The following is a 25,373-nucleotide window of genomic DNA, read 5'->3' on the forward strand; positions in this document are numbered from 1 at the left end:
ATTGGATACATCCACCGTCAGGACGGATACAACTCGCCACTATAATCAAGGTGTACATAACGATGGGAAACCCATCCGCACGTCTGCGAACTATCGGAGTTCGCCAGAGTTTTTCCGGTTGCCGGTCCCGGCGAGGAGAGAAGTTGAGGTAAGGCGAGGTAAGGAAAGGAAAGGAAAGGAAAGGAAAGGAAAGGAAGATGAACGATTGGCAGCAATGTTACGGGTAGAACAGGTATCGCACGCATTTCGCAACGCCAAGGAAAGTGTGCCGGTGCTTCAGGATATCAACCTCACGGTGGAAAAGGGAACGATGGTTGCGCTTCTCGGCAGCTCGGGCTCCGGCAAATCAACCCTGCTTAACTTGATGGCCGGGCTGATGAAGCCGGACCAAGGCAAGATCTGGATCGCCGATCAGGATATCGTGCGGCTGGGCGAGAACCGGCTGGCCGAGTTCCGGCGCAGTCATATCGGTTTTATTTTCCAGTCGTATGAACTGCTGTCCAACCTGACGGTACGCGAAAATGTGGAGCTTCCGCTTGTGTTTATGGGTGTAAGCCCATCCAAGCGCAAAGCCAAAGCGTTAAGCCTGCTGGAACAGGTGGGGCTCGCCCCCAAGGCTGCTCTGTTCCCCTCCCAGCTATCCGGCGGACAGCAGCAGCGCGTCAGCATCGCGCGTTCGCTCATTACCGAGCCGTCGGTTATTTTTGCCGATGAGCCGACAGGGAATTTGGATACGGAGACGGAGGAAGAGATCATTACCATTTTGCAGCGGTTGAATCGGGAAATGCAGACTACGTTCGTCATCGTGACCCATGAGGCGGAAGTCGCTGAACAGATGCAGGTCGTGCTGACGCTTCAGCAGGGACGTCTCGTTCGCGAAACCGTGCAGCAAGCCGGAGTAAAGGAGAAGTAACGTGAGAATTTGGGATGTAACCCGCATGGCATGGGGGCAAATCGTTCGCAGGAAAGTGGTGACCCTGCTCTGCATGATCGGCTTGTCCATCGGCTCGGCCGCAATGATCATTGCGCTCAGCGTAGGGCAATCCATTCAGGCGTATAGCGAGCAAACGCTAAATGCGAATTACAAGATGGACGAAATCACGGTCACGCCGAATGAAGGCATTCGCACCGGCGGCGCGAGCCGCCAGACCTCGACGTTTGAACGGGGCGCGTTGACGCCGGAGAAAATCGGAATTATCCAGCGGCTCCCGCACGTCATCGCCGTAGCTCCAATGCTGAAGCTGGACATGGTGGAGATGGTACTGCCCGACGGACGAAGCTCTTATGTGGAGGCGATCGGCACGGAGCTCGGGACGCTGGGCGGATTCGGATACAAGTATGCGCAGGGAAGCGGAGCGGCGGGTGGCGGACGAACAGCCGTTGCAAGTTACGGGGCAACATTCGGACTCGTCGACCCCAAAGTGACGCAAAAATTGTTCGAGCAGTTGAACAACGATCCATATAACAACGACCTGCTCCAGCAATACATGGAGATGGCGTCCAAGCAGGACAAGCTCGTGCAGGAACGGGTGCAATTCAGGTACGAGGATATGGCGAATCCCGGCAAAAGCAAAACAAGCGGCTCCGTGCGGGTGACCGGGGAGCTGGCTCAGCCAACGAACATGAGCGGCGAAAGCGCCCAGAACGATAAAAAAATATATATGCCGCTCGATACGGCGCGTGCGCTGCAGGATGAGCTCGGCATGCAGCGGGCGGACGGAAAGGCCGCCGCCCGCCTGAATTCCGCCTTGGTCAAAGTCGAGGACAAACGTTATGTTGCCCAAGTGGAACAACAGATCCAGAAGCTGATGCTGAATACGGAAAGCAACCTGTTCCAGGAAGAGGCTTTGGCAGGCCAACTCGCGATGTACCAGAAGGCAGCCATCGGCATCGGCGGCTTCATCATGGTGCTGGCGTCTTTGTCGATCATCGTGGCGATGATCATGTCGACCCACCAACGCCGCAAACAGATCGGCGTAATGAAGGTGCTGGGCGCCAATCTGTGGCAGGTACGCCAGATGTTCATTGCCGAGGCAGCCATGCTTGGACTGATGGGCGGCTTGGCCGGCGTAGGCATCGCGTTTGCCGCGCTTGGCGGCGTGAACGGCCTGCTGGAAAGCCAGATGGCCGACCAGCAGAACGGGCCGATGACGGTGATCATTCAGCAGTCGGCCTTGCCGCAGGGCATTTTGTTTGCCGTCCTGGTAGGCATCGTTTCGGGCATCTACCCGGCCATCAGCGCGTCACGAACCAATGCGCTTAGCGTGATCAAGTCAGGATGACCAAGCTCCGGCTCAAGCTCAAGCTCAAGAGCGGATCATGCACAAGGTCCGGCCAATCACTTTATCAGCGAAAGGGAACATGCAGCAATGAAAAAATGGATCAACGTCATCGTAACCGTGGCGATTATGGCAGGGGCGGGTTACTGGCTATATGAGAAATACAAACCGCAGCCGGAGGCTCCCATCGAGGTTCCGCCGCCGATTACGTTCGAAGTGACCCGGCAAACGATGACCCAGACGATACAGGTAAAAGGAAAGTCGGTCTACACGGACCAGACGGACGTTTTTGCGCCATACGCCGCAAGCATCAAACAATGGAACGTGAAGAACGGGCAGCAGGTGAAGAAAGGAGACGTGCTGTTTACGCTGGATACTTCGACGCTTCAAACGGAGGTCCAGCAGCTGCAAAGCGATCTGGAGAAGGCGAAGCTGGAAATCGAAATCAATCAGGTGACCATGGATCAAGCCGACATGAGCGCATCGCTCGGCGTAACCGAGGAAGAACGCAAAAAGGCGTTTGCCGACCGGGAGAGTAAACGCATGACCAATGAGCTGAACCAGAAAGCAATCGCCTTGAAAGAACAGGAAATACAGAAGAAGCAAGAGGTCATCGGCAGGGCGACCGTGTACGCTCCGGCATCGGGCATCTTTCAGTTGAACGATTCCGACACGAAGACCCGCATGGTCAGCGAAGGCCAGTCCGTAGGCAGCATCACGAACACGTCCAAGCTGCAATTCGTGGCGGTCATCGGCGAAGAGGAACTGTTTACGCTCAAACCCGGCATGCCGGTAAAGGTCCGCATGACGGCCAATAAAGAGCCGGAGTTCACGGGCAAGGTGAGCAAGGTATCCAAATTCGCCCGCAAAGGCTCCGACGCCGACCTCAAGCAGGCATCCCAGTTCGATATCGTCATTGACCTGAAGCCGGATGCCCGGATGTATGGCGGAGTCAGTCTTGAGGGAGAGATCGAAACGGCGCGCAAGGACAAAGCCACCGTCGTTTCAAGCCTCGCCATCATGCGCGATCAAGCCGAACCTTACGTGCTGCTCGACAAAGGAAACGGGCAGACCGAGCCGCGAACCGTGAAAACCGGCATGGAGTCGGGGGACCAGACCGAAGTGATTAGCGGATTGAAGCCGGGGGATATGGTGGTTTTACCTTAACAGCAATGAATCTAGTAGGTGTCGAGCATGGCATCTGCCGAAAAATAAGGACAAGCCGGGCAAAAAGAACCGTTTTTGCCCGGCTTGTTTGTTGCCGCTGATTTTCTTCTAAAAAATATAAAATATTTTAATTAATTCAATTTACAGTAATATTTTCATAGGGTATAATCGATTCAAAAGGAGGTGAACATGTCGTGTAAGGTTCAAACGAGCGAAACCGCCAGATCATGTGCTTCCATTAACTTCAATTTAGTAAGCGCTTACTCGCAGCCGGTCAACCACCTCATCACGAATACCCGCAATCACCCTCAGAGCAGCATCCACATTTGCCCATTTCTTTGCATCGGTTCGGTTTTACTTACAGAATGCGACGAAACAAAGCATCGCTAATCTCCTTTCAGTGCCTGACCTTCAACGTTTCATTTATCCATCGAGAGCTCCTGTATACGTAGACGAACTTTCCGGCTTGTCCAACTTGCCATGGAATCGTTCGATCCATCGCATGGTTCATAAGCAAGCATTATCAAATTGTTTACGGAGGTGTGCCTGCCAATACCCATCCATACATCAGGGCGTTCTCTACCGGGCATGTTCATCTTGCCGACCCAGAGGATCAGTCATGAGGTAACATCCAATCCAAAAGGAGAAAGGTGGAATTATAATGGCAAAGAGGAAAACGATACCGGGAAGCCCGGCGGGAAGGAAAAAGCTGTTCCGCAAGAGCGTCAAACAAGTGCTTGCAGGAGCTTTGCTGGCTGCGGGCATCTTCCCGGGCATGACTGCGGACACGATCCGGGCAGCGGAGGCGCATGTGGACAATCCGTTCGTAGGTGCCACCGCGTACGTCAATCAGGATTATTCGGCCCTGGTGGACACGTCGATTGCACAGACGTCCGACACGGCGCTCAAAGCCAAGATGGAAACGGTAAAATCGTATCCGACCGCCGTCTGGGTCGATCGCATCGCGGCAATCTATGGCGGTGCCGACAATGCGGGCCGCAAAAGCGTGGAGCAGCATCTGGACGCGGTCCTCGCGCAGAAGCAGCCCGGCGTGCCGATTACGGCCACGTTTGTCATCTATAACCTGCCTGGCCGGGATTGCCACGCGCTGGCCTCCAACGGCGAGCTGCCTTTGACGCAGGCTGCGCTTCAAACGTACAAAACGGAGTACATTGATGTGCTCGCCGATATTTTTGCAGACCCGAAATACCAGGATATCCGCATCGTCGCGGTCATTGAGCCGGACAGCTTGCCGAACCTGGTCACCAACCTGAGCACGCCGGCCTGCGCGCAAGCGAGTTCCACCGGCATCTATGAAGAGGGCGTGCAATACGCGATCAATAAACTTCATGCCATTCCAAACGTATACAACTATCTGGACATTGGCCATTCCGGCTGGCTCGGCTGGGACAACAACCGTACAGGAGCCATTACGCTCTATACCGATGTTGTGCAAGGAACGACGTCCGGCTTGAACAGCGTGGACGGCTTCATTACCAACACGGCCAACACCACGCCGCTGCATGAGCCGAACCTGCCGAACCCGGATCTGAACATTGGCGGCCAGCCGATCCGTTCATCCGATTTCTACGAATGGAATCCGTATTTTGACGAAACCGATTTTACCGCCGCCCTCTATAACGGGTTTGTGCAGGCAGGCTGGCCAAGCAGCATCGGCTTCCTGATCGATACGAGCCGCAACGGCTGGGGCGGGCCGAATCGGCCTTCCACCGCGTCGGGCAGCAATATCAACACCTACGTCGACTCCGGACGCGTCGATCGCCGCGACCATCGGGGCAACTGGTGCAACAACAGCGGGGCAGGCATCGGCCAGCCGCCGCAGGCAGCACCGGGGGCCGCTCATCTGGACGCCTATGTATGGGTCAAGCCTCCGGGCGAGTCGGACGGTTCCAGCTCCGCCATTCCGAACGATGAAGGCAAGGGCTTCGACCGGATGTGCGATCCCACGTTCGTCACGCGGGACGGCGTTCTGACGGGCGCGCTGCCGAATGCACCGATTTCCGGGCACTGGTTCCATGACCAATTCGTTATGCTCGTGCAGAACGCGTTTCCGGTGATCCCGGCGAGCAATGGCGGCGGATCTACGCCGGGCAACGGCGAAACCGCGCCTTCGGCACCTGCATCATTGACGGCGACTGCCGGCAACGGTCAAGTGACTTTAAGCTGGAGTGCGTCTTCCGGAGCAACGAGTTATCATGTAAAACGCGCGACGAATGCATCGGGACCATACGCAACGGTGGCCGCGAACGTGACTGCAGCATCGTACACGGATACGGGCCTGACCAATGGTACGACGTACCATTACGTGGTGAGCGCGGTGAATGCGGCAGGCGAGAGCAGCCCTTCCGTCGCCGCGACGGCAACGCCGCAGAGCGTGGTCGTTCCCACATGTGATCTGGTGGTGCAATACCATGCAGGAGATACCAATGCGGCCGATAATCAGATCAAACCCTATTTCAATATCAAAAATACGGGAAATACGGCCGTAAACCTGAGCGACTTGAAGCTTCGCTATTACTTTACGAAAGAAGGCAGCGCCGCGATGGATTCAGCCATCGATTATGCCCAGATCGGAGGCAGCAACATCCAGCGCACGTTTGCGGATGGGTATGTGGAGCTCAGCTTCACGGCAGGGGCAGGCAGCATTCCTGCTGGCGGACAATCGGGGGATATCCAGCTGCGGATGTACAAAACAGACTGGAGCAATTTTGACGAAACCGACGATTATTCCTACGATCCGACCAAAGCCTCTTATCAAGATTGGAGCAAGGTAACTCTTTATAAAGACGGAAGCCTGGTATGGGGCATTGAGCCTTGAGGCTACTGCCGAGGCAGTGCTCAGCGTTTTGAAAGAGCTTGGATAACAAGGACAAAACCGCGATCCTCTGGCAAGGAGGATGGCGGTTTTTCCTTTATTTCAAATTTTAAACACTGAATAGTGCCTATTTTGCACTGAAAATTAACTATATTGAGACAGGAACGGGCTCTATAATAATAGCCGATGGGCAGATCAAAAAGTATGCTCTAACCATTTCGTCAGGTTGCCAGGGATCAGGCTTGGCAGCGGGGTCCGAAGGATGAAAGGGGGATCGGGGCGAGTATCTGCGGCAGACGTATGCTGCGATGCAAAGAAAGGATTTTTTGATTTCAAGCAAAATGTAAGCGTATCCATCCGAAGATGAATGAAATCTGGCTGATTCTTCAATAGAGCGGCCAAACGTTCCAAAGCTTGATCATGAAGCTGCTGCAGCATCACCGATTCGGTCTAAGGGAGAGTGAAGGTGGATGAATTCGGAAAGACACATGTCAAGGTTTCAGAACAAGGTATCGCCATTGTACTCAAAACGTGGAAAGACACGCATGCCTTTGGCGGCAAAAGTGCTTTCCTCCGCGCTTAGCGCAGCTTTGCTTCTGGCAGGCACTTCAGGAATCGCCGGGGCGACAGCGCCATCCGTTAGCGGTTCGGCTGATGTTGAACTGCAATCCAACAAAGGAGGCGGTCAGGTGAAAAGCATTCAGCTCGAATACCTGGATCGGGGGCTGGTCGCCGCATCGACATCCGAGGGTGTGTTTCTCAGCTGGAGGCTGCTGGCGGACGAAGCAACGGGATACAGCGACAAGGGGTTGACGGGAACGGACTTTAACGTTTACCGCGACGGCAAGAAGATCGCGACCGTAACGGACAGCACCAATTATGTCGATCCGGCAGGCAAAACGTCCTCCAAGTACCAGGTCGCCGCCGTGAACTCCAAAGGCAAGGAAAGCAAAAAAAGCGATGCCGTCAAACCTTGGGCCAACGGATATATCGATCTGCCATTGCAGAAACCTGCCGATGGCGTGACTCCTGCCGGAGAAGCCTATACGTATTCCGCCAATGACATGAGCGTCGGAGATGTGAACGGCGACGGCCAATACGAGTTTTTCGTCAAATGGGATCCATCCAATGCCAAGGACGTTTCGCAAAAAGGATATACAGGCAGCACTTACGTCGATTGTTACACGCTGGACGGGCAGCTGTTGTACCGGATCGATCTCGGGGTCAACATCCGTTCGGGTGCTCATTATACGCAGATGCTCGTTTATGATTTCGACGGGGACGGCAAGGCTGAATTGATGTTCAAAACCGCTCCCGGCACCAAAATCATCAAATACAACAAAAAAGGCAAAGTCACTTCCGAGAAATACATCACCCTGCCGAAGGAGGACCGCAAAGCGGGCTATTCGAACGAGGATGATTACCGTCTGAGCGCAAAAGGATATTACGATCATGTAGTGCAGATGTTCCGGAACTGGCACAAGCACGAGGAAGTCGTCAACGGGAACTGGCCTGCCACGCTGGAGGAAGCCTTCGGCATCGAGAAAAAGTACACGTATCCTCTCTCCCAGCAGGATGCGGAGAGCTTGGCCGACTACTTTATGGACGTGTACGCGCCGGAACGGAGCGCACGGAACGATCTGCGCACGTTTGAAGGTTTCATCCTGAACGGGCCGGAATACGTGACCGTCTTTGAAGGCGAATCCGGCAAAGAGCTGCAGACCGTACCTTATGAACCGGAAAGGCATGACGATGGCCTGATGTGGGGCGATTACGCGATGGCGCGCATCGAACCCGGCAACCGGGTAGACCGGTTCCTGGCAGGGGTGGCGTATCTGGACGGCAAGAAGCCTTCCGCTATTTTCGCGCGCGGATACTATACTCGCTCCACAATGGTCGCCTACAACTGGGATGGCAAGAAACTGAAGAAGGAATGGAAGGTGGACAGCGGCTGGACGCCGATGAAAAATCCGTTCAACGACGGGCCTCATGGCGTAGACGGCACAGATCCGCAGTACGGTTCGATCACAACGCAGGGAGCCCACTATTTCAGCGTGGCCGACGTGGACGGGGACGGCAAGCAGGAAATCGTGTACGGCTCGGCCACGATTGACCATGACGGCAGCGTCTTGTACAGTTCCACCGACGTCATGCCGCCGGAGAGCGCTGCGCCGGGGACGGTGGCCCGCTTGGGACACGGCGACGCGATTCATGTGGCGGACATCGATCCGGCTCGGCCGGGGCTCGAAATTTTCATGGTGCATGAAGGCGGCCCTTGGGCTCCGTACGGTTATTCGCTAAGAGACGCCAAGACCGGCGAAGTGATCTATGGCGGGTATACCGGCAAAGATACCGGACGCGGCATGGTCGGCGACGTTGATCCGACGCGCCGGGGCCTCGAAACGTGGGCCGTGGGACTGTGGACAGCCGATGGCCAGAAGATCAGCGATACGGCTCCAGGTACCAACATGAGCATTCGTTGGGCAGGCAACATGACGACCCAGATCGTGGACGGCGCGATCGACGTGACGCCGACGATCAAGGATTGGACGCGCGGCACGCTGCTCACCGCCACGGGCACGCTGACGAACAATCATACGAAAGGAACGCCGTCGCTCGTGGCGGACATTTTCGGCGATTGGCGCGAGGAGATGCTCGTTCGCACGGCAGACAGCTCCGCGATCCGTATCTATCTGAGCACCGAGCTAACGGATCGTAAGCTGTACACGCTGATGCATGACGCGATGTACCGTGTGGGCATCGCCGGCCAGAACAGCGGCTATAACCAGCCTTCGTATCCGTCGTTCTACATGGCTTCGGACATCGACTGGTCGAAGATACCGCTGCCAAAGTTCCATACGCCAGGAAAAGGTAAAGGCGACAAGTAAGTAAGGTAACCGGTAAACGAATCTCCAATAAGGCAAGGAAAGACAAAGGCTTTGACGGACCACGAACTGCTTGAGGCAGGCATCTCGGGTCCCGTCAGGGCCTTATTTTCGTTTTTCCAAGAAACAGGCTCACATTGCTTTGCCCCAAGGGTTAACAATAACGAAAAACTGAATACGCGCTGCATCGCAAGAGCCGCAGAATTCATGCCTGACATTGCTCGTGAGATTTCGCCCATCGCGGTTCGCCGCTTGGACGAACGTGAAGCCAGTGAATTTCATTCGCAGAAGGATTCATGACAGATGTGAAACGGAAGCAAAGTCCGACAGGCGATACCGTCCGTTGTCATGAATCAGCCGCGTGATGGAGCACTCCGGCACAAGCTGGCTCTGCTTGGCGATAAACGCATCGTGCCAAACGTTCAGCTCATCTTCGGAGAACAAGTGAACCAGCAAATCAGTGATCAAGCCACCATGCGTAACAATAACAATATTGCGATCATCATCGGATGATGCAGCCGATACGGCACCAAGCTCGTTCAGGCATTCGGCGAACCGCATCCCGGCCTGCCGGGCGGAGTCGCCCACCGGTGGCGCATAATCGGGATCGCGCGTGCAGCGGTCCCACATCTCGACGAATTGCTCCAGCGTCTGGCCGGGCAGATCCCCCCAGTTTGCCCGCTCTCTCAGGCGTACGTCCTCCATCAACGGCGCTTGGATCCGTGCAGCAATGCAGTCGGCCGTTTGCCGCGCCCGCCGGAGCGGACTGGTTACGATGAGGTCAGTGGGCATTGGAGCCAATATGCGTGCGACGGCTTGGGCCTGCCGTATGCCTTCGGCGGTAAGGGGAACGTCACCGATCGCCTGCTCTTTGAGCCCATGCCTGACCAGATAGAAAGTATGGGTAACCATGAAATAACCTCCTTTACAAATATAACAGGATTCATGAATTTTAAATTAGACGATTGTCTAATTATATGATTAACTAATTTATGTTTGCAATCCTGAATATTGAAGACCAGCGCGCATCTTCTCCTTCTTATGCAATGCCACCTGATAATCACGCGGCGGGTTAGAACAAGTTCGAAGCGTTCTCAGGCCCCCAATTTTCTGTTCTCCCTTTTACAAAAGCTTAACATCGTGATGATACCGGGCTAATCCTTCCTCCGTAACATAAGTGGCATGTGGGATCGTTCCCACTGTGGGAACGATCCCACATCACGGCAAGGGAGGATCATCCCCATGAACCTGATGGACATCCAAGGACGCGTGACTCCCGAACAATCCGGGACGCATCTTCGAATTCCTTTTCAATTAACGGCGGATGCCGAGCGCTTGAACATCCGATTCGCGTATTCCCCGAAGGTGCTGGAGGATCGCGAGCGAGCGCTCGCTTTGCTGGAAGCCAGTTTTGCCAAACATGTATTGCCGGATCAACAGGAACGGGCAGCGGCACGGGCCGAAACCTATTTGCCGTTAAGCAATCTGATTACCGTCTCGCTGGATGACGAGCATCAATATCGTGGAGCATGCCATAGGCATGACCCTGTGCAAGAACTGCACCTATCTGAGCATCATGCATCCCCAGGTCTTGTTCGTGGGTTGATCAAGCAAGGACGCTGGACAGTGACGCTTAGCATCCACAGCATCGTGACGGCTGTGTGCGATTATCGCCTGGAAGTCTGGACGGATGAAACGGAGGTGCAGGCATGAAATGGCTCGCCTGTGAGCTGCATACCCATACGCTGCACAGTGACGGAAGTCAGACGCTGTCCGAACTGGCCGCGGGAGCAAGCAAGCTTGGCTTCGACGCGATTGCCTTGACGGATCACAATACGATGTCCGGTCTGGCCGATCGCAAAGACATCGCTAAGGAGCATGGGCTGCTCATTATTCCGGGCATGGAGTGGACAACGTTCCACGGACATATGGTCACGCTTGGACTGGATGCATATGTGGATTGGCGGACCGTAGACAAGGACGGCATTTTGGATGGCATTGCAGCCGTCCACGAACAGGGCGGCCTGGCGGGGCTTGCCCATCCTTTTCGAATCGGAAGTCCGGCCTGCACCGGCTGTTATTGGGAGTATGAGATCAAAGACTGGTCTGCCGTCGATTACATCGAGGTTTGGTCCGGGACCTTTGCCCCGATCCAACACAACAATCAACGGGCATTCGCTTTATGGAATGACAAGCTGAACGAGGGCTATCGCATATCCGCTACTTCCGGCCGCGACTGGCATACGCAGGCCGACACGACGGATCCGCTGTCCGTGACGTATTTGGGTATTCCGGACGATGCCGATCCTGACGAGGAACAACTCGTCCAGGCCCTGCGCCGCGGACATGTCTCCGTAACGGTCGGTCCGCTGCTGGAGTTAGGCATCAAAACCGGCGGTACCACTTATGATCTTGGAGCGATCATTCCGGCACATCCACCGGATGCACACGGTGGCAATTTCGCCATCGCATCGGTGTCGATCGATTTCTCGGTCAGGCCGGGTCGATGGACGCTGCCGGGACGAACCTGCAAGCTGGTGCTGCAGTCCAATCTGGGCACGGAAGTTACTCGTGAGGTGTATGCACCCGAAAGCCATGCGCGATTGGAGCCATGCGAATTGAACATTCCTGATACCACTGGCCGAAGGTGGATCAGGGCCGAATTATGGGGCAGCGTGCAGGGTGCTTATATGCTGATCGCATTTACGAATGCCATTTATTTTGAATAGGAGTGCATGCAGATGAAGCCTTTTCCATGGGTAACCGCACACACGGGATGTATGGGCATGCCGGAACATTCGGAGGAATCGCTGCACGCGGCGCTTGCGCTGGGGGCGGACATCTACGAAGACGACATACGTGTGACGCGGGACGGCGTGCTCGTGCTCGCCCATGACGACGAAGTGGTGCTGGCAGACGGCAACCATGGCAGCATATCCAGCTTGACGCTGGACGAACTGAACGCCGGCTTGCTGCAGCCGATTCCCCTTTTGGAGCCGATGCTGCGGCAGATCGGAGCCGCGGGCAAAACGATGAATCTGGACATTAAAATGCCGGCCAGCCTGGAGCCTGTCTTCCATATGTTAACCCGGCTGCAAATGACGGACCAAGCTTTCCTGAGCGGCTGCGAACATGAATTGGCCATGGAGGCCAACCGTTACGGAAACAACGTCCCCAAGCTGCTGAACGTAAACGTGGACAGCTTCCGAACGCTTGATTACGCGGAGGCCGTCAAGCAAGCATGCCATGAAGCAAGGTCGGCGGATTGCTTTGGGCTGAACATGCCCTATGTATTGATCCGCCCGGAACTAATGGAAACGGCCGAGCGCGAACAGCTGAAGGTCTACGCATGGACCGTGACCGACGCAAGCGACATGGCCAGGCTCGCCGGGCTGGGCGTGGCGTCGATCACGACGCGGAACGTGGCCGGGCTGATGGCCGTCAAGGCGCGATGGAATGAAGCGAAGGAGAAACGCGATTGAATACCAAGCTGAATCACAGTTTAAAGGAGCTGGCGCAGCTGGCCGGCGTGTCGAAGTCCACGGCTTCGCGCGTCATCTCCGGCAAAGGCTACGCCAGCCCCGAGGTGCGCGAACGCGTGCTGAACGCGGCAGAGAAGCTGCGTTATAAACCAAACGCCGTCGCCAGGGCGATGGTGACGAAACGCACGAACAACATCGGCGTCATCGTGTTTCGCGAGACGCTGCCGATCGTGTCCCATCCGCTGTATGGCAAAATCATCGATGCCATTCTCATGGCGTCCGAAGCGAGAGGCTACTCCGTTTTCCTCAAAACCGACAAGGAAATGTCGCTTCGTTCGACCGACTACATGCTGGAGCAGCGGGTAGATGGGCTGATTCTGGTCAGCCGGTTGCGTAAAAACGTCATTGATTACGTGAAGAAATTCAACATTCCGTATCTGATGGTCAACGGGTCGACGGACGATCCGGAGGTCATTCATCTGGTCAGCAACGACGAAGAAGGCGGGGGACGCGCGGCGGAATATATGCATGGGCTCGGCCATCGCAGGTTTTTCATCCTGTCGGGCCCCGGTGCGCACCGAAGCCACTCGCTGCGGTTATCCGGTTTCCACAAGCGATTGCTGCAGCTGGGCGTATCCGGGGAGGAGGACATTTTCATTGCCGAATCTCCCGAATCCCATTTCGATTACGGTGTCCGGCTGATGAACCAGCATTACGACGCATTTCGTGCAGGCGGATACACGGCCTTGTTCACGACGAACGACATGCTGGCATTGGGTGCGATGAAGGTGCTGCTGGAGCACGGGGTACGGATTCCGGACGAAGTCGCCGTGATGGGGTATGACAACATTGAGCTTGGCGCGATGTATTCGCCGGCATTGACGACGGTGAGCGTGAATGCGGCAGGCATCGGCCTGGATGCGGTCGACATTCTCGACCGGTTGATCGGCGGGGAGAAGGACGTGCCCCCGCTGGTCGAATATGACAGCGAAGTCGTGATCAGGCAGTCTACTTGAAGTGGATGGAGGGGAAAACATGCTGTGGTATTGGAAAGCGGTCGGCCTCAGGCGGATTGTGGAATTTGTGCTCCTGACGATCTTTGCCGTGTTTTTTGCCGGACCGCTGCTGAATTTGCTCGTGCTGGCGTTCAGCGAGAAATGGAACTATCCGGACGTTCTTCCGCAGGTATGGGGCTTTAAATGGTGGAACTTCGTGCTTGCCAAGGACGATATCGTCTCGTCTATTTCCTTGTCGTTCCTGATCGCGACGCTGGTTACGGCGTTATCCATCGTGCTGTGCATTCCGGCAGCCTATGCGTTTGCCCGGATACAGTTTCCGCTGAAGCGTATGTTCCTGTTTTCGTTTCTGCTGACCAATGCGTTTCCGAAAATGGGACTGTACGTATCGATCGCGGTGCTCTTCTACAAGGTGGGGTTGATGAATACGCTGCTAGGCGTTGTGCTGATCCACATGATCAATGTGCTGATGTTCATGACCTGGATTCCGACGGCTGCATTCCGCAACGTACATGCCGCCCAGGAAGAATCGGCGAGGGACGTGGGAGCGACGCCGTTCAGGGTGTTCCGCAGCATCACGCTGCCGATGGCTATGCCGGGAATTCTCGTCGCATCGGTGTTCACGTTCCTGCATTCGTTGGATGAAGCTCAGGGCACGTTCCTGGTCGGCATTCCCGATTTCAAAACGATGCCGATCGTGATGTATTCGATCATTTCCGATTTCCCGAGCAGCGCGGGAGCGGTGTTCTCCATCATTTTGACGCTGCCAACGATCATTCTTCTGATTGCCGCGCAGCGGCTGGTTAGCGCGGACGTGCTGGCCAGCGGATTCCAGGTGAAGTGACGGGGCGGAGAGCTTCATGACAGAAAGGGGCAACAGCATCATGCAGTTGAAGGTACAGGAATTGACCAAACGTTACAAAACCGGTGACGGCGTCAGCGGAATCAATCTGGAAGTGGCAAAAGGGGAACTGGTCACGCTGCTCGGTCCTTCGGGCTGCGGCAAAACGACCGTGCTGCGCAGCATCGGCGGCTTTCTGGAGCCGGACTCGGGCGACATTCTCATCGAAGGACAGAGCGTCATCAAGCTTCCGCCGGAGAAGCGGCCCACATCGATGGTATTTCAGAGCTACAATCTGTGGTCCCACATGACGGTGTACGACAACCTGGCGTTTGGGCTGAAAATTCGCAAAATGCCCAAAGCCGACATTCGCGCTGCCGTATCGGATGCGCTCCAGCTCGTTCGCCTGCCCGGCTACGAAAAGAAATATCCGTCGCAATTGTCAGGCGGTCAGCAGCAGCGGGTCGCGCTGGCCCGATCACTGCTGCTCAAGCCGGCGGTTTTGCTCCTGGACGAGCCATTCTCGGCGCTCGATGCCAAGCTGCGGCACGAGATGCGGGAGGAGCTGCGCGAAATCCAAATGCAGACCGGACTTACGATGGTGTTCGTTACCCATGATCAGGAAGAGGCTTTGTCCTTGTCCGATCGCATCATCGTCATGAACAAAGGGAACATCGAGCAGATTGCGAAGCCGCAGGAAATTTACGATGAACCTGCATCGCTGTATGTCGCCAGCTTTATCGGCAAAATGAACTTTTTGGAGGGGGTGGCGGATGAGCAGAACATCCGTGTCGGGGAAGCCGTTTTTCCGAATGACAAACATCTGCGCGGAAAGGTAACGGTAGCGGTTCGACCGGAAGACGTGGGCATCCACGACGGATTGCAGGGACAGGGAATGTTGGCCGGCAAGATCAAACACATCATGATTCTGGGGCACTACGCCGAGGTGACGGTCGATCTGGCCGGCTTTGGCAGTCTGCGGACGTTTCAAACGAAGGAAGCGACGCAGCAGTTGCGAATCGGCAAAGACGTTCAAGTATCGATCACCCGATTGACCGGATATCCGGAACTCGTAACCCAATAACGGAGGCTGAAAAAAATGCGCACAAAAAAAACCTGGTTAACCATGTTCTCTTCAGTGATGCTGTCTGCTGTCATGCTGGCCGGATGCGGAAACGGCGCTTCGAACACCGCTGCGTCGTCCGAAGGCGGTTCATCCACGGCCACAGCGGCCGAAACGACGACTTCGTTCAATTTCTATTTTACCGGATCGCAAAACGTGAAGGACCTATGGGATACGCTGGTTCCGATGTTTGAAGAGAAAAATAAGGAAGTCGACGTGAACCTGGTCTATATTCCGTCCGGAACGGGTGCCCAGCCAACCTATGATCGCATCATGGCGGCCAAACAAGCGGGCAAAGGCTCGGGCGACATCGATCTGTATGAAGACGGCATCGCCGTTGTTTCCCAAGGCATCAAGGATGGCGTATGGTCCCAGCTGAGCGAGGGCGACATTCCGAACATCAGCAAAGTCAGCGCGCAAACGATGAAGGACGTCGAAAACTATGCCGTTCCATATCGCTCTTCCGCCGTGGTACTCGCCTATGACAGCACCAAAGTGGCGAACCCGCCCAAAACGATGGACGAGCTCTTGCAATGGATCAAAGCCAACCCCGGCCAGTTCGCTTACAATGATCCGTCCACCGGCGGTTCTGGCAGCTCTTTCGTACAGACGGTCGTGTATAAGGACCTGCCCGAAGAAGACATCCACAACAGCGATCCGGCAGTGATGGAAAAGTGGGAATCCGGTTTTAACACGCTGAAAGAATTGGGCCAATACGTGTATGGCGACGGCATCTATCCGAAGAAAAATCAGGGCACGCTGGACCTGCTCATGAACGGCGAGGTGTCGATCATCCCGGCATGGTCCGACATGGTGCTGCAGCAGATCAACGAAGGCCTCCTGCCGGATACGGTCAAAATGCAGCAGATCACGCCAGGCTTCAACGGCGGACCGACATACCTGATGGTGAACGGCGAATCGGACAAGAAGGAAGCGATCAACCAGTTTATCGATTTCGTGCTGTCTCCTGAAGCACAAGAGGTTATCGTGGATAAAATGAACGGCTTCCCTGGCATCGAGCTCTCGAACATGTCCCAGGACATGCAGAACAAATTCAACGGCGTATCCGACGGGTTCCGCACGTTCAACATCGGCGACCTGAGCACCGAGATGAACAAACGCTGGCAGAATGAAGTTGCGGCGCAATGAGTAAAAAAACGAAACAGGCGATCGCAGGGCTCGCCATGGTCCTTCCTTCTTTTGCCGTCCTGCTGTTCGTGGTCATCATTCCGATCATCCAGTCGCTGATCATGAGTCTCAGCAATGGCGAGGGCGGCTACGATCTCAGTCGGTATCAGATGTTATTTACCGATAAAGGCATGCGGGCCAACATCATCTTTACGCTCCGCATCACGCTGATCTCCTGCGTGCTTGTGCTGCTGGTCAGTTATGCGCTTGCCATCTACATGCGGTTCAACAACGGCCGGATCGTGGAGATGATTCGCAAAACGTACATGATTCCTTTGTTCATTCCGGGCGTCATTGCCAGCTACGGGCTGATCAACCTGCTCGGCAACCATGGCTGGCTGGCACGGCTGTTGGACGGCACGGGCATTGAGCTGCCGCGGATCATTTTCGACGAAAAGGGCATCATCATCGCCAATCTGTGGTTCAACATTCCGTTTACGACGATGCTGCTCAGCTCCGCGCTGGCGAGCATTCCGTCCTCGGTCATCGAGAGCGCAAAGGATGTGGGGGCAGGCAAACTGAAGCTGTTCGTTCGTTTCATTCTGCCGCTGACCTACAAGACGTTTCTGGTGGCCGTGACGTTTGTGTTCATGGGCGTGATCGGGTCGTTTACCGCACCGTTCCTGATGGGCGCCAATTCCCCGCAAATGCTCGGCGTGTCGATGCAGCAGGTGTTTAGCGTATTCCAAGAGCGGGAGCAGGCTGCGGCCATGGCCTTCTTCTCGTTCCTGCTCTGCTCGGTCATGGGGGCGTTCTACATCCGGTCGATGTCGCAGGAGGAAAACGCCAAGGCTTGATATTGTACTATGCATCGTTTCATGAAGCGTGACCCAGTTAGAGAGCTCATCAGCCAAAATAGGATAAACGCTCCGCTCCGGCTTCCCCAATGTGCAGTGATGCATGTTGGCGGACAGCCGGAGTTTTGCGTTATACGGACAGCCGCGATGGGTCCAAACCTGCTACAATGGAGCCATGACGATATGGCAGAACGGACGGGGAGGTTAGGATATGGAACAGGGAAAGTTGAACGGGAGTTTGTACCAGCCGGAGCTGCGCGCGGGAGACTGCGGTCCGCGTTTTTACGCCTACTACTACAAGCAATGGGACGATTACGAAATGTCCCACCATGTTCACGATTCGACCGAAATCATGTACATCATATCCGGCATGTGCAGAGTGGACGTCAAGATGCCGGACGGCAGCACGGAACAGGCGGTGTTGAAAAAAGGACAGTTCATCCTGCTGGATGCGGGCGTTCCGCACCGATTGCTGGTGCAGGACGGCGTGCCCTGCCGGATGCTTAACGTGGAATTCGGCTTTGCGCCCGCAGCGCCGGGCCAGCCTTCGATTCGCCAGCTCGCGCGGGAAGAGCAGGAGGTCGCAGCTCTGCTCGACGGAGCGTCTCCTTATCTGGTGCTGCCTGACCCGGAAGAGGTATACCACATCATGAAAAGCCTGGTGCTGGAGCTGGACCAGCGCGGCTTGGCTGCGCAGGAACGGCAGGATCGAACAGGCGCCGCCGCGTCCGCAGCGCCGAGTCCGCTGCGCGTGCTTGCGCCCGAAGAACGCTCGCAGCATCGCGAAGCCCGCAACCTGCAGTTTCCCGAACAGGGCACGTTAGTGCGCACGCTGTTCGTCCAGCTGCTGGTTCGGGTGGCCCGCCTGCGCGGGGAGCAGCGCCGAAGCGCGCTTGACCAGACCGAGCTGTACGTGAAGCGCACGATCGAGTTCATGCATCAGAACATGGACCGCAGCATTCAAATGAAGGAGATCGCCGCAGCCGTCAACCTGCATCCGGGGTATTTGCACCGCATCTTCCGCAAGCATGCGGGACGAACCCCTGCCGATTACCTGACGATGCTGCGCATGGAAAAGGCCAAAATGCTGCTGCAGCAGACCGACATTCCCGTATCGGAAATCTCGGATTACGTGGGCGTGGGCAGCCGCCAATACTTTCATATGCTGTTCAAAAAACATACGGGGCTGACGCCGCTGGAATTCCGGGCATCCATGGAGCGCCATGTTAGCCATTATCCGGATGGCAGCCATGCGGAGGGGGAATGAAAAGTGAGGATTTTTGACACCCTTTCCGCAAACAGGTCATGATTTTGATAACGCTTCCCCGAAAGGCATTGCTACAATGGACTCATGTGGTGAAACAATAACCGAAGCAGTGTCTTCGGACAATGGGAGGACATGGGCATGTCGTTTAAAGTGGCCTTTATCGGGGCAGGCAGCATCGGATTCACGCGCGGATTGTTGCGGGATCTGCTGACCGTGCCGGAGTTCAAAAACATCGAGGTGGCGTTCTGCGACATCAACCAGCATAACCTGGACATGGTGACCGAGCTGTGCCAACGGGATATTCGCGAGAACGGACTGGACATCCAGATTCAACCGACGACGGACCGCAGAGAAGCGCTCAAGGATGCCAAGTACGTGCTGTGCACGATACGGGTAGGCGGGCTTGAAGCGTTTGCGACCGACGTGGACATTCCGCTCAAATACGGGGTGGACCAGTGCGTCGGGGACACGCTGTGCGCGGGCGGCATTATGTACGGGCAGCGCGGCATCGCCGAGATGCTGGACATCTGCAAGGACATTCGCGAGCAGAGCGCGCCGGACGTGCTGCTGCTCAACTACTCGAACCCGATGGCCATGCTGACTTGGGCCTGCAACACATACGGCGGCGTGCGCACGATCGGTTTGTGCCACGGGGTACAGCATGGGCACCATCAGATCGCAGAAGTGTACGGGCTGGATAAAAAGGACGTCGATATCGTCTGCGCGGGCATCAACCATCAGACGTGGTACATCAAGGCGTCGCACAAGGGCGAGGACCTGACGGCAGGTTTGCTTGAAGCGTTCGAGAAACATCCGGAGTACAGCCGGACCGAAAAGGTGCGCATCGACATGCTGCGCCGCTTCGGGTATTACAGCACGGAATCGAACGGCCATCTGAGCGAATACGTGCCTTGGTACCGCAAACGTCCGGACGAAATTCAAGACTGGATCGACCTGGGCAGCTGGATCAACGGGGAGACCGGAGGGTATTTGCGGGTATGCACGGAAGGACGCAACTGGTTCGAAACCGACTTCCCGAACTGGATGAAAGATGAGCCTATGCGTTTCGTTCCGGAAAAACGAGGCGAAGAGCACGGTTCGTACATTATCGAATCGCTGGAAACGGGACGCGTATACCGCGGGCATTTCAACACTGTCAACAACGGCGTGATCTCCAACCTGCCGAATGACGCGATCATCGAAGCGCCGGGCTATGTCGACCGCAACGGCATCTCGATGCCGCATGTCGGCGATCTGCCGCTCGGCCCGGCAGCCGTATGCAACGTCAGCATTTCGGTACAACGTCTGGCGGTAGAGGCCGCAGTGCATGGCGATGACCAGTTGCTGCGTCAGGCATTCATGATGGACCCGCTCGTCGGCGCGGTATGCAATCCGAAAGAGATTTGGCAAATGGTCGACGAGATGCTGGTCGCACAGGCGAAATGGCTGCCGCAATACGGCGAAGCCATTGCAGCGGCGAAAGAGCGGCTTGCGGCAGGCAACCTTATTCCGACGAAAGCATACGAAGGCGCAGCGCGGCTCAAAGTGAAAACGGTGGAAGAGATGCAGCAGGACCGCGATGCCGCCAACAAAAACGCGGGCGAGTCCGACAAGGGCAAAGATCGCGAAAAGGTACAGCAATAAGATACAGCAATAAGGTGAACTATAAAGTGAATCTATGAAGTGAAGCGATAAGATGAAGCAACAACATCACTAAGCTTCATGATGCAAGGCGCAGCCGTTAGACGAGGGAGTCTGGCGGCTGGGCTTTTTTTGCATGTGAAAATCGATTATACAAAGCGCGCAATTTGGATTATGATGGAATAACCAAGTAAGTTAATGTGTTTACATATAATAGCGATTTAATCTAGGAGGATGATAATGATGTCAACTATACCTGAACCATTGACCACCGAACTGATCGAGCAAGCTATTGCCTGGCGCAGGCATTTGCACCGGCATCCCGAGCTTTCGTTTCAGGAACATGAAACGTCCCGGTACATCGCCGGCATATTGGAATCGTTCGGCGGACTGGAGATCAGCCGCCCTACGCCGACAAGCGTCGTTGCCAAGCTGATCGGCGCCCATCCGGGCAAAACGCTGGCTCTGCGTGCAGACATCGACGCATTGCCGATTGAAGAGGAAGCGCCGATCGAGGACGCTTCCCGCAATCCGGGCGTCATGCATGCCTGCGGGCATGACGGGCATACGGCCACGCTGCTGGCCGTGGCCAAGCTGCTTAGCGCGCGAAAGGAGCAGCTTCGCGGCGAGATTCGCTTTATTTTCCAGCATGCGGAGGAAATGCCGCCAGGCGGGGCAAGAGAACTGGTCGCGGCAGGCGTCATGGACGGGGTGGATTGGGTCGTGGGCGAACACTTGGCTTCCCTGCTGCCTGTCGGTCAAATAGGCATTGCCTATGGCGAAATGATGGCTTCGCCGGACAACTTCACGATTCTTGTCAAAGGGTACGGCGGACATGCGGGATCTCCACATAGGGCGGTGGACGTCATCGCCATTGGCGCCCAAATCGTGACCAACCTGCAGCACATCGTGTCCCGGAATGCCGATCCGCTGGAGCGCCTCGTGGTATCCATTGCCCAATTTACCGCAGGGGCCTCCCACAATGTCATTCCGGATCAGGCGATCATCAAAGGAACGGTACGGAGCTTCAGCACGGAAGTGCGGGAAGAGGCCGAAAGACAGATCGAGCGCATCGCCGGCGGAGTCGCTTCGGCCCATGGAGCGAGCATCGAGCTGGATTACGTGTACGGCTACGATCCGGTCGTGAATGACGAGGGACTGACCCGTACGATTGAAGCGGTGCTGGTGGAAACGTTTGGCCGGGACGCCGTCGTTCATCAACCCCCATCCATGGGCGGCGAGGATTTCTCGGCGTATCAGCGCGTCGTTCCAGGGACGTTTTTCAATATCGGCGCAGGCAATGTGGATAAAGGCATCGTGTATCCCCATCATCATCCCAAATTTATGATTGACGAAGAAGCGCTGCAGAACGGCATATTGGCTTTCGTTAAAATTGCGGAACATTTGCTTGAGTGGAACCGGGATTAGTCAAACAATGTTCAACATCTGGATATGCAGGATAGGATTAACCTTGCGAATCTCTCGACTCTTTTTCCATGCTATGTTATTATAAAAACTCTGATAACGTGGTAACGAGCTAAAGCGTTTTGCTGGCTATAGACATGGAGGGGTAAGAAATGATGAAGAAAAAGGGAATCGTACTGTTACTGATCAGCATGTTCATCGTTGTACTCGCGGGCTGTTCGGGCTCGGCAAGCAAAGACGACAATACCATCGTCGTAGGCATCGACGACAAATTCGCTCCGATGGGTTTCCGTGACGAGCAAAACGAAATCGTAGGTTTCGATATTGATTATGCCCGCGCGGCCGGGGAGAAAATGGGTAAAGAGTTCACGTTCCAGCCGATCGACTGGTCTTCCAAGGAATCCGAGCTGAACAGCGGCCGCATCGACCTGATCTGGAACGGATACACGATCACGGACGAGCGCAAGGAGAAAGTCCTGTTCACGAAGCCGTATCTGGAGAATAGCCAGGTGGTCGTGACGCTGGCCGATTCGCCGATTACGAAGCTGGACGAGCTGGACGGCAAAAACGTCGGTCTGCAAGCATTGTCCTCTGCGGCAGATGCACTCGCGGCAAGCCCGCTGAAAGACAAAGTAAAAGCTTCCGAATTCAAGGATAACGTACTTGCCCTGACCGACCTCAAAACGAAACGCCTGGATGCCGTCATCATCGACGAGGTTGTAGCAAGATACTACATGTCCAAAGAAGAAGGAACGTTCAAACTGCTGGACGAATCGCTCGCTCCCGAGCAATATGGCGTTGGCGTGAAGAAAGGCAATGAAGCACTGTTGAACGAGCTGCAAAAAGCCCTTGACGAGATGAACGCGGACGGCACGGCTGCCGAAATTTCGAACAAGTGGTTTGGCGAAAACAAGGTGCTGAAATAACAGGTTTGATCCGATCCACTTAGAATCGCAAAGGACCTGACAATATCGATTGAACGGCATGGCCTGAATCCTTTATGCCGCCGTTCACTACCAAGTGACCCCGTATTTCCGATGGAGGCAATGCCTTCGGTGGAGTGCGGGGTCAACAGATTAGAGGAGATTGAATCATGAGCTGGGATTATATATCTACCGTATTAAAACCGATGCTGGATGGGGCGCAGACAACGATCATCATGTTTCTGGTCGCGATCGTATTGTCCGTGCCGCTCGGCTTCGGCATAACGCTGGTCATGCGCAGCCGCTTCAAACCGCTGGCCTGGCTGGCGCACGCGTACGTTTACGTCATGCGCGGCACGCCGCTGCTGCTGCAGGTGCTGTTCTTCTGCTTCGGCCTGCCGCTGCTGCCGGTGATCGGGGAGCATCTGGTCTTCGACCGCTTCGTTTCCGCAGCGATTGCGTTTGTGCTGAACTATGCCGCATACTTCGCGGAAATTTTCCGGGGCGGCCTGCTTTCCATCGACAAAGGACAGCAGGAAGCGGCGCAGGTGCTGGGGCTTAGCCGCTGGCAAACGATGACGAAAGTCATCGTTCCGCAGATGATCCGCGTGGTGCTGCCGGCAACCGCCAACGAATCGATTACGCTGGTGAAGGATACGGCGCTTTTGTACGCCGTGGCCGTGCCGGAGCTGCTGTATTACGCGCAGGCGGCGGTCAACCGCGACATGCAGCTGATACCGTTTTTCTTGGCGGCAGTCATTTATTTGGTGATGACCCTTGTGCTGACCGTTCTGTTCAAGCTGTTGGAGAAACGTTACTCGTTTAAATAAAGCTGCGGCGCAGAGGCCGCACTCAAAATCAATCCGTTAAAGGACTGTCTAAACATGTCACATATCATAGAAGTCAACCAATTGAAAAAATCGTTCGGCACGCTGGACGTCCTGAAGCAGGTTTCCTTCAGCGTGGAGCCGGGCGAAGTCATTGCCGTCATCGGACCGTCGGGCTCCGGCAAAAGCACCATGCTGCGCAGCCTGATCCATCTGGAGGAAATTACGGGCGGCACGATCCGCCTGCAAAATCAGGTGCTGGTTGAGGACGGACGTTACGCTTCCGGTGCGGACATTCGCAAAATGACCGACCGGATGGGCATGGTGTTCCAGCATTTTAACCTGTTCCCGCACCTGACCGTGCGCGCGAATCTGGAGCTGGCGCCGAAGACGCTGAAAAAAGAAAGCAATGCCGCTATTCGTAAGCGCAGCATGGAACTGCTGGACAAGGTAGGGCTGGCGGACAAGGCCGATACCTATCCGGGCAATCTTTCCGGGGGACAGAAGCAGCGCGTGGCCATCGCCCGCGCCCTCATGATGCAGCCGGACATCCTGCTCTTCGACGAGCCGACCTCCGCGCTCGATCCCGAGCTGACGGGCGAAGTGCTGCGGGTCATCAAACAGCTCGCCCAGGAAAACATGACGATGATGATCGTCACCCATGAGATGAGCTTTGCCCGCGACGTCGCGGATCGCATTTTCTTCATGGACAACGGCGAGATCGCCGAATCCGGTACGCCGGAGCAAATTTTCGGCAATCCGCAGCTGGAGCGTACGCGTACGTTTTTGCAGCGGGTAGAGCTGGACGCCTAAGCCAGGCTGCACATCATAAAGAGCGAAATCATGCCGGACCACGAGGGGACCGGAAGATTCGCTCTTTTTTGCGTTGACGATACGATGTATGCTGATCGTAATTTACGCTGCAGTCTTCCGCGAGCGCTAACGAATCTCACACACCTTATGTGGGCCGTTTTCGTGGTTTGCAGCACCTAACGAACCTGAGAAGTCTTATGCAGCGTAATTTGGGCCGTTCGGGCGTCATTTCACCATAATAACGTGTCTCAGGTTCGTTACGATTCAACGTGAGCTTTATTCCGCTCAATAGAGTGCGTCACGTTCGTTACAGCAAAAATACGGGGATGAACAAGGCAGGCAGCAGGTTCAACACGTTGATTTTTGTAATGTTCAGAATGTTCAAGCCGGTGCAGAGCGCAAGAATGCCGCCAATGATCGTGATTTCGTTGATCACGCTGGTCGTCATGTATCCGGAAATGAAATCTGCGGATAAAAATACTGCTGTTTCGATAACAAACAATATAAGTGATGTGAGCATGATGCCGATTCCGAAAGTGGAAGCCAGAATGAGCGCCGTCATCCTTCATTCAAACGGCCCGCCGAGAACCGGGCCATCAGTTTATCCAACCTTTTTTCGATATTTATAAGCTGACCGATGATCCCGCCAAGCGTGAGGAAAATGATAAACATGACTTGAAATTCGCTGGTGGAAAGGCTGTTCATCGTTGTGCTGATGCCGATGATCAGGGCGCTGACGCCGATCACCTGGTTCAGGATGGATTTGTAGCTCTCATGGATGAACCTTTTGGAGATGGCTCCGATCGTGCTGCCGCATATCATCGAAAAACAATTGATCCATATTCCAAGCATCGTGTTCACTC

At 55.3% G+C, this 25,373-nt stretch carries 22 protein-coding genes; 19 read left to right on the top strand and 3 right to left on the bottom strand.

Annotated features, from left to right (window positions below; genetic code table 11):
- Positions 1–214 precede the first annotated feature (214 nt).
- The 5 genes from MKY59_RS04995 (at position 215) to MKY59_RS05015 (ending at position 9,170) form a co-directional block, all read left to right on the top strand.
- Positions 215–913, top strand: a complete 699-nt coding sequence (locus tag MKY59_RS04995) for an ABC transporter ATP-binding protein (protein ID WP_339278326.1) — start codon at positions 215–217, stop codon at positions 911–913.
- A 1-nt stretch (position 914) separates the two neighbouring features.
- Complete coding sequence (locus tag MKY59_RS05000; RefSeq protein WP_339276339.1) at positions 915–2,282, top strand: ABC transporter permease; 1,368 nt, start codon at positions 915–917, stop codon at positions 2,280–2,282.
- 87 nt (positions 2,283–2,369) lie between these two features.
- Positions 2,370–3,446 carry an efflux RND transporter periplasmic adaptor subunit gene (locus MKY59_RS05005; RefSeq protein ID WP_339276340.1) on the top strand — a complete coding sequence of 359 codons (1,077 nt, stop codon included), beginning with the start codon at positions 2,370–2,372 and terminating at the stop codon, positions 3,444–3,446.
- A gap of 661 nt (positions 3,447–4,107) precedes the next feature.
- Entirely contained in the window at positions 4,108–6,285 is a 2,178-nt protein-coding gene (locus tag MKY59_RS05010; protein WP_339276342.1) for a glycoside hydrolase family 6 protein, read from the top strand.
- 542 nt (positions 6,286–6,827) lie between these two features.
- Entirely contained in the window at positions 6,828–9,170 is a 2,343-nt protein-coding gene (locus MKY59_RS05015; protein ID WP_339278327.1) for a rhamnogalacturonan lyase, read from the top strand.
- A gap of 291 nt (positions 9,171–9,461) precedes the next feature.
- Here MKY59_RS05015 and MKY59_RS05020 read toward each other — a convergent pair whose 3' ends face one another.
- A complete protein-coding gene (locus tag MKY59_RS05020; protein ID WP_339276344.1) occupies positions 9,462–10,079 on the bottom strand; it encodes a histidine phosphatase family protein in 618 nt (205 codons plus the stop codon).
- Positions 10,080–10,409: 330 nt separating this feature from the next.
- On the opposite strand from MKY59_RS05020, the gene MKY59_RS05025 reads away from it, so the two are divergent.
- From MKY59_RS05025 to MKY59_RS05090, 14 genes are all read left to right on the top strand, one after another.
- A complete protein-coding gene (locus tag MKY59_RS05025; RefSeq protein WP_339276345.1) occupies positions 10,410–10,880 on the top strand; it encodes a hypothetical protein in 471 nt (156 codons plus the stop codon).
- Positions 10,877–11,896 carry a CehA/McbA family metallohydrolase gene (locus tag MKY59_RS05030; RefSeq protein ID WP_339276346.1) on the top strand — a complete coding sequence of 340 codons (1,020 nt, stop codon included), beginning with the start codon at positions 10,877–10,879 and terminating at the stop codon, positions 11,894–11,896. Before MKY59_RS05025 ends, MKY59_RS05030 begins: the two co-directional genes overlap by 4 nt.
- 12 nt (positions 11,897–11,908) lie before the next feature.
- Positions 11,909–12,649 carry a glycerophosphodiester phosphodiesterase gene (locus tag MKY59_RS05035; RefSeq protein WP_339276348.1) on the top strand — a complete coding sequence of 247 codons (741 nt, stop codon included), beginning with the start codon at positions 11,909–11,911 and terminating at the stop codon, positions 12,647–12,649.
- Positions 12,646–13,665, top strand: a complete 1,020-nt coding sequence (locus tag MKY59_RS05040) for a LacI family DNA-binding transcriptional regulator (protein ID WP_339276349.1) — start codon at positions 12,646–12,648, stop codon at positions 13,663–13,665. Before MKY59_RS05035 ends, MKY59_RS05040 begins: the two co-directional genes overlap by 4 nt.
- 19 nt (positions 13,666–13,684) lie before the next feature.
- The gene (locus MKY59_RS05045) at positions 13,685–14,509 is read left to right on the top strand and encodes an ABC transporter permease subunit (protein WP_236420223.1); all 825 of its coding nucleotides are present in this window, start codon (positions 13,685–13,687) and stop codon (positions 14,507–14,509) included.
- Between the two features lie 40 nt (positions 14,510–14,549).
- Positions 14,550–15,590: an ABC transporter ATP-binding protein gene (locus MKY59_RS05050; RefSeq protein ID WP_339276351.1), complete on the top strand. Its 1,041-nt coding sequence runs from the start codon at positions 14,550–14,552 to the stop codon at positions 15,588–15,590.
- A gap of 15 nt (positions 15,591–15,605) precedes the next feature.
- On the top strand, positions 15,606–16,778 hold the full coding sequence (locus MKY59_RS05055; RefSeq protein WP_339276352.1) for an extracellular solute-binding protein: 1,173 nt from the start codon (positions 15,606–15,608) through the stop codon (positions 16,776–16,778).
- Positions 16,775–17,614 carry an ABC transporter permease subunit gene (locus MKY59_RS05060; protein ID WP_236420220.1) on the top strand — a complete coding sequence of 280 codons (840 nt, stop codon included), beginning with the start codon at positions 16,775–16,777 and terminating at the stop codon, positions 17,612–17,614. Before MKY59_RS05055 ends, MKY59_RS05060 begins: the two co-directional genes overlap by 4 nt.
- Before the next feature lie 226 nt (positions 17,615–17,840).
- The gene (locus MKY59_RS05065) at positions 17,841–18,881 is read left to right on the top strand and encodes an AraC family transcriptional regulator (RefSeq protein WP_339278328.1); all 1,041 of its coding nucleotides are present in this window, start codon (positions 17,841–17,843) and stop codon (positions 18,879–18,881) included.
- A 138-nt stretch (positions 18,882–19,019) separates the two neighbouring features.
- The gene (locus MKY59_RS05070; RefSeq protein ID WP_339276354.1) at positions 19,020–20,525 is read left to right on the top strand and encodes an alpha-glucosidase/alpha-galactosidase; all 1,506 of its coding nucleotides are present in this window, start codon (positions 19,020–19,022) and stop codon (positions 20,523–20,525) included.
- Positions 20,526–20,762: 237 nt separating this feature from the next.
- A complete protein-coding gene (locus tag MKY59_RS05075; protein WP_339276356.1) occupies positions 20,763–21,950 on the top strand; it encodes an amidohydrolase in 1,188 nt (395 codons plus the stop codon).
- 152 nt (positions 21,951–22,102) lie between these two features.
- Entirely contained in the window at positions 22,103–22,873 is a 771-nt protein-coding gene (locus tag MKY59_RS05080) for an amino acid ABC transporter substrate-binding protein (RefSeq protein ID WP_236420263.1), read from the top strand.
- Positions 22,874–23,040: 167 nt separating this feature from the next.
- Positions 23,041–23,700, top strand: coding sequence for an amino acid ABC transporter permease (locus MKY59_RS05085; RefSeq protein WP_236420218.1), 660 nt, complete (start codon positions 23,041–23,043; stop codon positions 23,698–23,700).
- Positions 23,701–23,754: 54 nt separating this feature from the next.
- On the top strand, positions 23,755–24,510 hold the full coding sequence (locus MKY59_RS05090) for an amino acid ABC transporter ATP-binding protein (RefSeq protein WP_290371486.1): 756 nt from the start codon (positions 23,755–23,757) through the stop codon (positions 24,508–24,510).
- Between the two features lie 307 nt (positions 24,511–24,817).
- On the opposite strand, the gene MKY59_RS05095 is transcribed toward MKY59_RS05090, so the two are convergent.
- Positions 24,818–25,030: a DUF554 family protein gene (locus MKY59_RS05095; RefSeq protein ID WP_339276358.1), complete on the bottom strand. Its 213-nt coding sequence runs from the start codon at positions 25,028–25,030 to the stop codon at positions 24,818–24,820.
- Positions 25,031–25,068: 38 nt separating this feature from the next.
- On the bottom strand, positions 25,069–25,362 hold the full coding sequence (locus tag MKY59_RS05100) for a DUF554 family protein (protein ID WP_339276360.1): 294 nt from the start codon (positions 25,360–25,362) through the stop codon (positions 25,069–25,071).
- Positions 25,363–25,373 lie beyond the last annotated feature (11 nt).

The sequence above is a fragment of the Paenibacillus sp. FSL W8-0426 genome (assembly GCF_037969725.1).
Classification (GTDB): Bacteria; Bacillota; Bacilli; order Paenibacillales; family Paenibacillaceae; genus Paenibacillus; species Paenibacillus hubeiensis.